Source organism: Nostoc sp., from assembly GCF_036917355.1.
GTDB lineage: Bacteria > Cyanobacteriota > Cyanobacteriia > Cyanobacteriales > Nostocaceae > Nostoc.
Genome location: NZ_JBALDP010000061.1, coordinates 1 through 12,884, shown reverse-complemented (window position 1 = coordinate 12,884; position 12,884 = coordinate 1). Strand labels below are relative to the sequence as shown.

Genomic DNA, 12,884 nt, shown 5'->3' with positions numbered 1-12,884 from the left:
CAATTTATAGTAAATCTCACTTAGCAAATCCCATGCCACATCGTCATTATCCTCCCGCCTACTTACGCTATCTCAAAGCCAGGTTATGGAATCTTGGGCGACCTGGTTTTTGGGGAACTGCGATTTTTTTATCTGTAGTTGGGCTAGCAACCTGGGAATACTGGTCAAACCCAGGTATTTTCGTTTATAAGCAAAAAAAACCAGTCGTTTTACAAAAGTCTGCTGATTCTTCCCTGTCAGAAGAAAACAAAGCTATTGCAGCAGATATTGATAACTTACCAGTTTTATTTAATGACTTTGAGCAAGCAACTCTCTCATTAAACGCAAATGCGCCTGAAGAAAAGACTGAGGCAAAAAAGACCAAAGGCTCATTAGATGATGTAATTAACAAACAAAAGTCTGCTAATAATACCAAATTAAATCCTGGTTTAGGTGTTAACGGCGACACCTCCCCAACCCTGAAAAATCCCTTTGTCCAGCAAACAGACAATTTATTGCGTACTGGAACAGTTGATAGTAGTAACCCGTTTCTAGGTCTTAAAACCTTTAATACGGCGTCTGAACCAACAGGGGGAGACCAAACATCTTCTAGCCTGGGTGTTGGATTCACTAATCAAACTAATAAGAATCAAAATTCTCTCTCTATCAACCCTCTGCAAGCAGCGCTTAATCAATCGGCAAACCAGAAATTGTCTAGCTACAATAATACCACTGCAACTCAAACAAATGCTTTAGGGCAAGTCTCCGCTCCAGGAACAACCTTAATGCCACCTATCAATAGCTTAACCAGTCAGAATTCCCTACCAAACACTGGGGTAACTGGGACAGGCAACACGTCGACGGGTACAAACTTACCACAAAATCCCTACACTAATTTAAATAACGGTCAAGTAGTGCCTAATAATGGGTTAACTACGGGTACGAACTTACCGCAAAATCCTTACACTTATTTAAATAACGGTCAAGTAGTGCCTAATGTAGCGCCAAATAATATTGCACCTTACTCTAGCCAGAGTCCGAGTCAAAGTGTTGTCACACCCACTAACCCTGCGGGATATGGGAATTATGGCTTGCAGCAACCAACGCAACCACCACAATCTACTTATGGGAATTATGGCTTGCAGCAACCGACTCAACTACCACAAACTAATTATGGGAATAATGTGTTGCAACAACCGACCCAAGTACCACAATCTAATTATGGGAATTATGGCTTGCAGCAACCGACCCAAGTACCACAAACTAATTATGGGAATAATGTGTTGCAGCAACCAACACAGTCTAATTCCGTATATCTTCTTCGCCAACTTCGAGACAGGTATAAAAATCCGGGTCAAAACTGATTTTGAGTCCGTCGGCTTGATAAAGTCTAGCTAAGGAGATTGTGGGCTATTTGGAATTATCGGAACTTCCGGTGTTTCGGGTTGTTGCTGTTGTCGTTGCAAATATTTACTCAATACATAAGCCATATCCCCACGAGTTACGGGTTTTAATGGGGAAATATTGCCTTGAGCATCTGTATTCAGAAATCCCTCAGTCGCCACTGTAGCGATCGCTTTTCTAGCCCAAGTTGGGATAGACTTTTCATCTGGATGTGAAGCCAGAATCTCATTCACAGCGGCATCAGGAAACTGAAATACACCATAAGCCTGGGCGAAAATAGCCAGAGCTTCTGCCCTTGTCACCTTTTGGTTAGGGAAGAATTCATTGCCCCGATAGCCTTTCATGATGTCAGTTTTTAGGACTGTCTGTATATCATTAAATGCCCAATAAGAACGAGGAACATCTGGAATAGTTAAATTTTGTTTGTTAACAGCTTCTCTTTTATCTAGGCGAAATGCTTTTACCATAATCGAGGCTAACTCTGCCCGACTCAGTAACCTTTCTGGATAAAATTTGCCATCGGGAAAGTTTGTCATCCATTTGACAGCAGTTACTTGTTGAATGGAATCAGCTGTTATTCCAGAATTAGATTCTGGCATTTGAGCAATTGCTGGCAAGCTTTGTAGTACTGCCATTAAAGAGAGAGTAATTGAAAGCTGACGCATCATGATAACTACTTTTAGCTGCTAACGTGAATCAAAAAAAAACTACGTTAATGAGGTTAACGCAAAATTTAGTCTCAGTTAATGACGAATTTCGGCTAGGCAATGTTGCTCCCGTTACGTAGTGCGTTAGCTGGTTTCGATCGTCAAGGGAGTAAAAATCAGCAAAAACTTGTTTTTTCCCTTTGATGTTTTGGCGTTATCCGGCCACTACTATGGACTATAGTCAGTTTTTCAGGAGTTTTGGGAATGACAGCAGCAGCAGACCCCGTAAAGTTGATGAAGCAAGAAGTTGGCAAAGCCGCCGCCGCCCTAGTCAAGTCGGGTTCCATTGTCGGGTTGGGTACGGGATCAACTACAGCATATACGATTCAGTTTTTGGGCGATCGCCTCAAGTCTGGTGAACTCAAAGATATCATTGGTATACCTACCTCGTTTCAGTCAGAAGTACTGGCAAAGCAGTACGGTGTCCCTCTCGCCACCTTGGATGCTATTGACCGCATCGATATTGCCATTGATGGCGCAGATGAAGTCGATCCGCAGAAGAATTTGATTAAAGGCGGTGGTGCAGCACATACCCGCGAAAAAGTCGTAGACTACCTAGCAGAACAGTTCATCGTCGTGGTAGACAGTGGCAAGTTAGTAGACCGCTTGGGTTCTAGTTTTGCTGTACCCGTGGAAGTGATTCCAATGGCAATTACCCCTGTAACCAATGCCATCAAAAAACTCGGTGGCAAGCCAGAACTCCGCATGGGTGTAAAAAAAGCTGGGCCAGTAATCACTGACCAAGGAAACTTTGTCTTAGATGTCAGATTTGACTCTATTGAAGATCCAGCCGGACTAGAAAAGACATTGAATAACATTCCCGGCGTTCTGGAAAATGGTATCTTTGTGAACTGCGTCGATTTAGTTTTAATTGGCGAAGTCAAAGATGGTCAGCCATTAGTGCGGCAACTGTAATAATTTTGGATTTTAGATTTTGGATTTTAGATTTCAGAGACATCTAAAATCCAAAACTAAGCAAGATTCCAGTGAGTTTAAACAGAAATTTCCCAAAACTCGCCAGTTGTACATCATTCATTCTGAATTCTGACTTCTGAATTCTGTTTTGACACTAAACTTTAGCCGAATTTTCTATAAAACCTAAAAAATAGCCTTAGCCCGTCTTTCGCTTTTAAGCTTGCCGCACTCCCGCGTTATCATCTGAGAAAGATAAAACTGTTGCGATCGTGGGGAGGTCTTTCTCACTTCAGCAATTCCAACAACTACATCCCGTAAAATAGACAGGCAAGAACCCTGCCCGATAAAAATATGGGAAAATTTTTGGGAAATCCCTCAAAACTCAGGACTCGGTACTTATCTGCTCACTCAGGACTCAGGACTCTTTATGTTAGCAGGCACAATTTTGCAGGATGGAAAATATACCCTAATTCAAGAAATAGGGCGGGGTGGCTTTGGCATTACCTTTAAAGCTACGCATCACTACTTGGGTCAGGAGGTGGTGATGAAAACCATCAACGAACGGCTGCGACAACATCCTGATTTTGCCAAATTCGAGCGCCAATTCCAAGATGAAGCCAGACGATTAGCTACGTGTATTCACCCAAATATAGTCCGAGTTAGTGACTTTTTTGTGGAAGCTGGACTGCCTTACATGGTGATGGAATACATTCCTGGCGAAACCTTGGGAGACGCATTTGTTTTACCGGGAGTAACTTTGCCAGAAGCCACAGCAATTCATTACATCCGGCAAATTGGGGCAGCGTTGCAGGTAGTACACAACAACGGTTTGTTACATCGTGATGTCAAACCAGATAATATTATTCTTCGTCAAGGAACACAGGAAGTAGTACTAATTGATTTTGGCATTGCCAGGGAATTTAATGGCGGTGTCAGGCAGACCCACACAGGTTTGGTTTCTGAGGGTTATTCTCCCATTGAGCAGTATATGACGCAAGCGGCGCGCACACCCGCCACGGATGTTTATGGTTTAGCAGCAACCTTGTATGCACTGTTGACAGCCCAAGTTCCCATGCCAGCATTATTGCGCGATCGCGAACAAATGCCTTCCCCCCGCGAACTGCAACCACACTTGAGTGCTGCTGTCAACCAAGCGGTAATGCGCGGTATGGCGGTAGAGTCTCGTTTTCGACCAGCGACAGTTGCTGAGTGGCTGCAATTGCTACCTGGAAATGGGGTGAATGGAACACCGCAAGTTTTACCCACTTACGCAGTGCCAACTGTCAATTTATCTGCCCAGCAAGCAGCAACTGTAATTGGGAAAACAGCCCAAAATTCTATGCATAGACCATCTGTGATGGCACAGTCCAACCCAGGCATGGCTAAGGAAACTTTACTGGCTAAAAACCTGGCGTCATCTAAAGTATTTATTGGTATGGGTGTAGCGCTAGTTGCTGCGACAGCAGGTTTTGGGATCGCCAGTATATTACCCAAATTTCAGCAGCCGGCTGCCAAGCCACTTGTTGAAAAGCCAACTCAAGAATCAGGCGCGAAAGCACCTAATTTTGATAGTACATCTTCACCCAGAGGTGAAGAGACTAACACTACCTCAAGAACCGAAACAGCACCTAGCTCTAATTCCAAGCAGCGTCGCCGCAATCGTCGTTCTTCCCAAGAAGAATCTACCAGCAGCCCTACAAGAGAATCACAACGCGGTGATTCCGAACAATCCACACCTTCACCTAGCGTTTCCCCCACACCCTCGTTAGTGGAGAAACTACGGGCAATCCGCTCATCTCGAAAAGCTTCCCCCGCCCCTGCACCGTTGCCATTCCCACAAAATAACTTACCCACTTCTAGTCAAAATCCTGCCTCTCCTCAACCCGTAAGTCCGTCAAAACCTTTACTTATACCACCAGCAGCACCAACAGAATCCAAACAATCAGATCCTTCTGCTGTGGTAGTACCAACATTGGAAAAGCAAAATTCACCGACTAATAGTGAATCCCAGAATATTCAGAAGTTCGAGGAAAAGCCACAAGATGACAATAACTAATCAATTTTGGATTCTGGTAAAACAGCGTGGTAAGTCCACAACCACGCTGGCTCCTATTAACTAATTACGAATTATTTTAGGAAGGATTAAGTTTATTCTGTACAACAACTTCCCCTTTCTTATTAATCTTCACCGGATTCTTGGGAAAAGCTTGATTATTCAAATAACGCATAAGTTTTATAGTTTGAAAACTCCGATCGATATGAGGGATTCCTTGCCGATCCATCCGAACTGGAATAATTTTACTTGATACCAAATTTCCTGCTGAATTAAGTTTGACTTCTAAAATCATGGAGTCACCTGTTTGGGCATTTGTAGATAAAGTCCGATATCCCAAAAAGTTTCCTAAAGAATAGGCAATGATTTTTCCCTGATAAATTTCCATCGCTCTGGGAACGTGAGGGCCATGTCCTAGTACTAAGTCTGCTCCGGCATCAATCATGTTTCGAGCAAACGCGATCGCATTACCTCGATTTTCTCCATAAAAAAACTCTGTTTGATTCTTAACGTGTAGTGCCCCCGTTCCTTCCGCTCCAGCGTGCATCGATACTACTACAATATTGGCTTTATTTTTGGCTTCTGCCACGAGTGCTTTAGCTGCTCCTAAATTATGGATGGAGTTATACATTTCATAAGGAGAAAATCCGAGCATTGCCACAGGGATATTGTTAGCTTCCAAATAAAGAATTTGATTTTTATGACCTAATGTTGCAATGCCCACAGCCTGAAGATTTTTCATTGTATCTTTGAACCCTACCGGGCCAAAGTCCATTGCATGGTTATTTGCCATATTGAACACATTAAAACCAGCTTCAGCAAAAAGCTGGGCGTATGCAGGTGGAGAACGAAAGGCAAAGACTTGTCCTCGACTAATATCTTTGGCAGTATAGGGATAATTAGTTAGGCTACTTTCAAAATTCCCAAACAAGATATCAGATCCTTGCAAGTGAGTTCTCACTGACTTTGGTAATAATTGATCTCGAAGACGGGGTAATCTATAGTCAGGGAAATTAGTGCCGGGAATAATATCTCCAACAGCTTTGATGGTAATAGTATCTGGAAAGGTTTGTTGTTGTGTTTTTGATGGCGTAAGTTCAGGAATAGCTAATGGAAATTGCATAGGCTTAGTAGGCATAGTAGCAGCGTTTAATCGCTGTGATTGACCAAGCCGGATAATGACTCCTATACTAATACCCAGATATAAACAAATGCTGATCAGACTAAATGAGAATACTCGCCCCAATCTGCGATCTACCATCGTTCACTCCTCACACGATGGCATTAGTTTATCCTAAAAATCTGAAAAATCTGTGTTGGCGGTGTATATTTTAGTGTTTTTGGCAAATATTTAACTACGTAAATATGAAGCGATAATCCTATAGGATTCCTATTTGATTTTTGAACAAGACTCAGTACGGATCTATCCATTCTTTCCTGTTCTCTGTCCCCTATTCCCTGTCCCCTGTCTACGCAACTAAATTCAGGAATCAAACCGGATTCCTATATTCAACTTGCAAATAAACAGACAAGTTGTTCAAGATCCTTGCTAAAGGTAGGCAAATTTCAGCCACATTGTAGTAAATTTTCAGTAATCTTTTGAACGGAGAGGGGGGGATTCGAACCCCCGTTGGGTTTCCCCAAAACGCATTTCGAGTGCGTCACCATGAACCGCTCGGACACCTCTCCAACTATTTATTCAAACATTTGACTATCTATTTTACATGCAAATGCTGTAAATTTAGAGAATTTTTGCTGGATTCCCTATAGTACTATAGCATTATCGCTTTTTTTGCGTAATGCAATCCTCCAAGAACACCAACGGCAAGGCAAATTAAGGTCTGTAGACATCGAAAAAGACATCACAAGATTCATGTTACTTACATTAGCATGGCTTAAAAATAACAGTACTCGTATTATTCTGTGAAATATTTTTTAATCAGCATCCTCTTATCTCAATTACTCCAATAAAAGCGTAGCCGTAAGGCTTGTCGTCAGACATCGCACTCTGATTAATCCTTGCCTTTTATCGCTTAAACTACTGCTGTATCTGCTTTCTACACTTTAACTCTTTTGTTAAGAAAGATGTGACTAATGCATAGATCCTGAAACTAAAAATCCCACCAATCAAAAGGTGGGAAAAGGTGGGATGAGTTAAGTATTGAATTGGGTACAGGGACAGGCAGAGCAAAAATCTTAAATCTCTACTGTACTTAGATTTTTTTATAACTTGTTTTTTCGCCATCAGTACAGACAACAAAAATCCCACTAATTAGAATGATTGAAGTGCTTCTGTTTCACTGTCATAAGTCTCAAAAACCGTTATGAGTTGGGTTATCATCAAAATATCATTAACTTTCGGGGGAAGATTTGTTAATTTAAGTTTCCCACCCTGGTTATTTGTTGTAGTATAACCTGATACTAGCTCACCTATTCCAGAAGAGTCTATTGTAGTCACTCCGCTTAAATTGAGCAAAATCTTTTTAGCACCATCTGCAAGTGCGCTGCTGATAGATTCGCGAAGGGTTAAATCACCTTGGCCAATTGTCACTTTGCCTTTTACATCTAAAATAGTCACGTCTTTCACAGTTCTTGTTTCTATTGACATAGTTATGCTTGGTTAATAGTGTTGTTTTATAAGAACTTATCACGGCTGAAAAATCGTTACAAGGACAGTTAAGACAGATAAGACACTTAAGGAAAAAAGATAAATAAGTTTAGAAAAGTTAGATTATCGCAATCTATTTTCGTTTGGCGTTGTCGATGCTGTCACCTGTTGGACGAATGTCGAATTTACTTTACTTGGTAGGCATAGAGACTTCCCAAATTCCTTGATTTCCGCCATATTCTAGAACATAAATCTTGTTGCTAATAATCTCGGCATCAATGGGATTACTAAAACCTGTGACAAGGCGCGTAGAGTTAAGTTTATAGTTGGTATTTCTTACTTTAGTTAACTTTAAATGTAGTAGGTCTTGGCTGGCATCTTTAAAAGGGCCTATTAGTGTTTCGCCAGTGGGATCGCCTGCTGTCCAACTCAACATAAATCCATCTCTGTTGAATTCTGGACTCATTACTCCTTGTGTATCAAAAACTAACCCTAAAGGAGAACGGTGTGTTGTAAAAGTGCTAAAAGGTTGCCCAAGAACACTGGCATCTTTAACTTTTCCATCTACAGGATCGCGGTAATTATCTGCGTCTGGTCCAAGATTAGGAATTGGTTCAATCAGTTTTCCAGTAGGCCGAATAGGAAAGGTTGGATCGTTACGATAGTAGCCCTTTTGGATAGCGTTAAATTGAGGGCTTAACAATCGGTCAGTGGCAGGATTATAATTGGAAAATTGTTGTGGATTATCTGTCCCACCAATACGCCAAGGAAAGCCGTAATTACCACCTAAACGTAGCCAATTTAATTCTTCTGACATGTCGCGATCTGGCCCATTTTCTGTGCCAAATAAATCCCCATTGGGTGCAAATGCCATATCAAAAGTATTGCGTGTTCCTTCTGCAAAAATATAGCCAGATGTCTTTAAGGTTGCTCGATTGTTTGCCAGAAATAAATTGTTACCATTACTAGGAAGACGGAGTATACAGGCGGTTAATCCAACTTCGCGAGTATTGGGATACAGACCATCAACAGATTGAACCTCACCATGATCGGTACGAGAACCGCTATTCACATAGATAAAATTACCATCCAGGCTAACAACTACACCGTTGAAGCGATGGTCATAAGCTGTTTTGCTTTTGGGATAGGCTGCACTCTTAGCTAAGATAGACCAGATACGCTGTCTTGTACTCGAATTAATTACACCTTTAACAATAATTGCTTGAGTTTGGTTATTCACAAGGTCTGCATTGCCAACTAAATAAATTGTGCCGTTAGGGCCAATGGCCATACCTTGAGTTTCACTTATATTATGATTACTAGAGTTGTACACAAGGCTTCTAGTAGAGGAGGCTAAATTGACTTGATAAATCTCACCATTTCGTTTGAGGTAATAGAGAGTATTATCTCGTGGATCTTTTACAATCCGCACAGAAGGAGAGACTGAGAGTGTATTAATAATATTGCGAACCTTGATATCAGGACGCAGGGCTTGCGGTACAACACTTACTCCAGTAGTGCTATGATTTAATAAAACTATTGTAAATAATAGTTTTATTGTAAATAACAGCGTTTTAAGAGCAAATTTCCCGAAAAATCTGCGTTTAACTTGGTTAAATGATTTAGTGTTGTTCATGATTTTCTTAATAAAATAGTCACTTAGTTTTGTTGTTAAATCCCTCTTGATAAGGGAAATTTTTTGGAATTTTAGCTTAAATCTTAGGAGACCATAGTGCTGAAACATTTAAACTTTGATGGACATTGTTTGCTGTTGGCAGTGCTATTTTTATATGACGGATGGATGGAAAGTTTACCCCAGTTTTATTAACCCAGAAGATCGTATCGTCAGTAAAACATATATGACCAGACTAGAAGGTGAAAATACACATTTACGTGATTATCTTGCACGCCTACAGACGCTCCTAACGTCGCTACCGCTTCGCTATCGAAAAACATTGTGCTATTCCAAATCAGTAGATACGCTTAAATATTCAATTTGATTGTTACTTTAATTTTCGAGTATAGAGAAATACCCGTATTTGGCTAATTCATCCTGCATTTATGCAACGCCTATTAGTGCAATCATGCAATCGTGCTACCCTCCCATCTTTGAAAAGCGAAAAGCAATCCGCACCCGAAAAAACTTTCCAGCAAAATATTTCGGATTTTCTGATAACTTACTGTATTCTGGGATATCCTACCTTGTGTTTGCCAAATAATGACTATGAATATGCAACGACTCATCAAAAAAACTTCTAACCCAATTCGCAAGATAACAGAAGTAACTCCACCATTGACTGAACCGATTGAGATGCCTGAGAGTCAAGATATTCCTGAATCGGTGGTTGAACCAAATCTACCTGTGTACATCGAAGCATCCGAATCGGACTACATCTGTGAACACTATCGCCCTTTGCGTTCCGTTGGTAACTCTGGCTGGCAACCGTCTGATGTGTGGCGCGAGTTGAGAGTTGATAATTTCTGTGGGTGAGTAATATGAACGCAGAGAGCCATTCGATTTATGGCTGAATAAAATTATACGTTTGTCTAATTCCTGTTGAAATGTAATTCCTTAGCTACAGCAATAAAGTAGCGCAGATGTCGTAGTCCCATCTTTTTGATACTTTATAAGTCTCAAATTTAGATAAATATATATTGGACATCTCAAAAAAGGCTCCATATCATACTCGTACAGAGATTTGATTGAGGCCAGAGCAATGAGTGAAAAAACAACGTCAGAGAATTTCAGAAGTAAAGTTGTTACACAAGGCGTACAGCGATCGCCAAATCGGGCTATGCTGCGTGCAGTAGGTTTTCAGGATGAAGACTTTAAGAAAGCAATTGTCGGTGTGGCTAATGCCTACAGCACCATCACTCCCTGTAACATGGGGATTAATCAATTAGCATTCATAGCTGAAGCTGGAATTAAACTAGCCGGGGCAATGCCGCAAATGTTCGGCACAATTACTATTAGTGATGGGATTTCTATGGGAACTGAGGGAATGAAATATTCCCTAGTGTCACGAGAAGTGATTGCTGACTCAATTGAAACCGCTTGTAATGGTCAAAGTATGGATGGTGTAATTGCCATCGGTGGCTGTGATAAAAATATGCCAGGGGCAATGATTGCAATGGCACGGATGAATATCCCGGCTATCTTTGTTTACGGTGGGACAATTAAACCCGGACACTACAACAGCCGTGACTTGACTGTTGTGAGTTCCTTTGAGGCTGTGGGTGAATACAGTGCTGGAAAAATTGACGACACCGAACTGATGGAAGTAGAACGCCGCGCTTGTCCTGGTGCTGGTTCTTGCGGTGGGATGTTCACAGCCAATACTATGTCCTCGGCTTTTGAAGCGATGGGTATGAGTTTACCCTATTCTTCCACAATGGCGGCGGAAGACGATGAAAAAGCCGATAGCACTGAAGAATCAGCCAAGGTATTAGTAGAAGCAATTCGCAATCAATTGTTACCCCGGCACATTATCACACGCAAATCTATAGAAAATGCTATTTCTGTAATTATGGCTGTGGGTGGTTCAACTAACGCCGTGTTACATTTTCTAGCGATCGCTCATACGGCTGATGTAGAACTTAATCTAGATGATTTTGAAACTATCCGCGATCGTGTCCCGGTTTTATGCGATTTAAAACCCAGTGGTAAATATGTCGCCACAGACTTACATCAAGCTGGTGGTATTCCCCAAGTGATGAAAATGCTATTGGTGCATGGATTACTTCACGGTGACTGTATTACCATTACAGGTAAAATCATCGCTGAAATTTTAGCAGATGTTCCCGATGAACCACCAAGCAATCAAGATGTGATTCGTCCTTGGAATAACCCGATGTATGCCCAAGGTCACTTAGCCATCCTGAAAGGGAATCTCGCTACAGAGGGGGCAGTAGCAAAAATTACTGGGGTAAAAAATCCCAACATTACCGGTTCTGCAAGGGTATTTGATTCCGAGGAAGAATGCCTAGATGCCATCCTTGCAGGTAAGATTAAAGCTGGTGATGTAATTATCGTCCGCTACGAAGGGCCGAAAGGTGGTCCTGGGATGCGGGAAATGTTAGCACCCACCTCAGCAATTATTGGTGCAGGTTTAGGCGATGCAGTGGCGTTAATTACTGATGGACGCTTTTCAGGCGGTACTTACGGGATGGTAGTCGGACACGTTGCTCCCGAAGCCGCCGTTGGTGGTGCGATCGCTCTGGTCGAAGAAGGTGATAGCATCACTATCGATGCTAATTCTCGCTTGTTACAAATCAACATTTCTGATGCAGAATTAGCCAGTCGCCGCGCCAAATGGCAACCCCGTCCACCCCGTTATACAAAAGGCATCTTAGCAAAATATGCCAAGCTAGTTTCCTCTAGTAGTGTTGGTGCTGTCACAGACTTGGATTTATTTAATGAGTAGGGAGTAAGGTTAGAGACGCGATATCTCGCGTCTCTCTACAAGACGTATGGAAAGACGATTTTCTGACGTTGTCAAAATTGGAAATGTATACTTCTTGTTTTTTCCGCGATCGCGACCAGTATTTGCTTATCTTTACATAGCCTGGTTCTTTTAAGTCACTCTACTTATGTTTTAAAGTAGAAAGTAGTTGATTGAAAGTGTTTGTTACTACCAATGAAAGTTTTAGGGTCAGTCTTGCCAATCCTCTTGCTGCTATGCAGTCCTGCTATGGCAGTTGAGCTTAAAGGACAAAATATTGACGGTCAAAAGCTGCCTGCTACAGCTTATTACTATGCAACTGGTGGCGTCTACAAAGTTCAGGTGCGCTTTCACAACAAACGAGCTACAATTTACTTTGACGACGGCAACCAAACAACTATACAGTTGAACCAGCAAGCGATCGCTGACTCAAAGAATATTGAAGGTTTTGGAAAACTAGGACAGTATCCTCTAAATAGAATATTCAGTGTGGGGTTAGTGTATGACAATAATTGGCTCGGTAGCAATGATAGTCAATTCCAACTGTCTAATCCCCTAGATGGGTTGTGGAAAATTAGTTTGGAGTGATACTCATCCGACTTTAAAACATTTCTTACTTCTGACAGGGCAACTCAACAATATGTCCTCTGCTAGACTCGAAGTAATTACTTAATTAATAAAGTAATACCAATTTAATATGAAGCTGCATAGAATAAAGCTTCCAGGATAAAGTTGTAAGAAGAGACAGAAATTACCTGCTCAAATGTAAGTTGGTC

The 12,884-nt window shown here is 41.5% G+C and carries 10 protein-coding genes, 1 tRNA gene and 1 pseudogene; 7 read left to right on the top strand and 5 right to left on the bottom strand.

The window, feature by feature from the left end; all coding sequences use genetic code 11:
* Positions 1-32 precede the first annotated feature (32 nt).
* The gene (locus V7K53_RS17325) at positions 33-1,343 is read left to right on the top strand and encodes a hypothetical protein (protein ID WP_335198710.1); all 1,311 of its coding nucleotides are present in this window, start codon (positions 33-35) and stop codon (positions 1,341-1,343) included.
* Between the two features lie 30 nt (positions 1,344-1,373).
* Here V7K53_RS17325 and V7K53_RS17320 read toward each other — a convergent pair whose 3' ends face one another.
* The gene (locus V7K53_RS17320) at positions 1,374-2,048 is read right to left on the bottom strand and encodes an S-layer homology domain-containing protein (RefSeq protein ID WP_335198938.1); all 675 of its coding nucleotides are present in this window, start codon (positions 2,046-2,048) and stop codon (positions 1,374-1,376) included.
* Between the two features lie 246 nt (positions 2,049-2,294).
* On the opposite strand from V7K53_RS17320, the gene rpiA reads away from it, so the two are divergent.
* Both rpiA and V7K53_RS17310 read left to right on the top strand, forming a co-directional pair.
* The gene (gene rpiA / locus V7K53_RS17315) at positions 2,295-3,005 is read left to right on the top strand and encodes a ribose-5-phosphate isomerase RpiA (protein WP_334819582.1); all 711 of its coding nucleotides are present in this window, start codon (positions 2,295-2,297) and stop codon (positions 3,003-3,005) included.
* A gap of 427 nt (positions 3,006-3,432) precedes the next feature.
* Positions 3,433-5,061, top strand: coding sequence for a serine/threonine-protein kinase (locus V7K53_RS17310; protein WP_335198709.1), 1,629 nt, complete (start codon positions 3,433-3,435; stop codon positions 5,059-5,061).
* A gap of 76 nt (positions 5,062-5,137) precedes the next feature.
* Here V7K53_RS17310 and V7K53_RS17305 read toward each other — a convergent pair whose 3' ends face one another.
* The 4 genes from V7K53_RS17305 to V7K53_RS17290 form a co-directional block, all read right to left on the bottom strand.
* Positions 5,138-6,319, bottom strand: coding sequence for a CapA family protein (locus V7K53_RS17305; RefSeq protein WP_335198707.1), 1,182 nt, complete (start codon positions 6,317-6,319; stop codon positions 5,138-5,140).
* Positions 6,320-6,662: 343 nt separating this feature from the next.
* Positions 6,663-6,747: transfer RNA gene (locus tag V7K53_RS17300), tRNA-Ser, on the bottom strand.
* Between the two features lie 583 nt (positions 6,748-7,330).
* Positions 7,331-7,666, bottom strand: a complete 336-nt coding sequence (locus V7K53_RS17295) for an STAS domain-containing protein (RefSeq protein WP_335198706.1) — start codon at positions 7,664-7,666, stop codon at positions 7,331-7,333.
* 190 nt (positions 7,667-7,856) lie between these two features.
* Positions 7,857-9,302 (bottom strand): PQQ-dependent sugar dehydrogenase, encoded by a 1,446-nt coding sequence (locus V7K53_RS17290; RefSeq protein WP_335198705.1) that lies wholly within the window; start codon positions 9,300-9,302, stop codon positions 7,857-7,859.
* An 80-nt stretch (positions 9,303-9,382) separates the two neighbouring features.
* On the opposite strand from V7K53_RS17290, the pseudogene V7K53_RS17285 reads away from it, so the two are divergent.
* The 4 genes and pseudogenes from V7K53_RS17285 to V7K53_RS17270 all read left to right on the top strand — a co-directional run.
* Positions 9,383-9,713, top strand: a pseudogene (locus V7K53_RS17285) (IS1 family transposase); the annotation flags it as partial.
* Positions 9,714-9,890: 177 nt separating this feature from the next.
* The gene (locus V7K53_RS17280; protein ID WP_335198704.1) at positions 9,891-10,157 is read left to right on the top strand and encodes a hypothetical protein; all 267 of its coding nucleotides are present in this window, start codon (positions 9,891-9,893) and stop codon (positions 10,155-10,157) included.
* 226 nt (positions 10,158-10,383) lie between these two features.
* Entirely contained in the window at positions 10,384-12,090 is a 1,707-nt protein-coding gene (gene ilvD, locus V7K53_RS17275) for a dihydroxy-acid dehydratase (RefSeq protein ID WP_335198703.1), read from the top strand.
* 267 nt (positions 12,091-12,357) lie between these two features.
* Positions 12,358-12,696, top strand: a complete 339-nt coding sequence (locus tag V7K53_RS17270; RefSeq protein WP_322660052.1) for a hypothetical protein — start codon at positions 12,358-12,360, stop codon at positions 12,694-12,696.
* Positions 12,697-12,884: the final 188 nt, after the last annotated feature.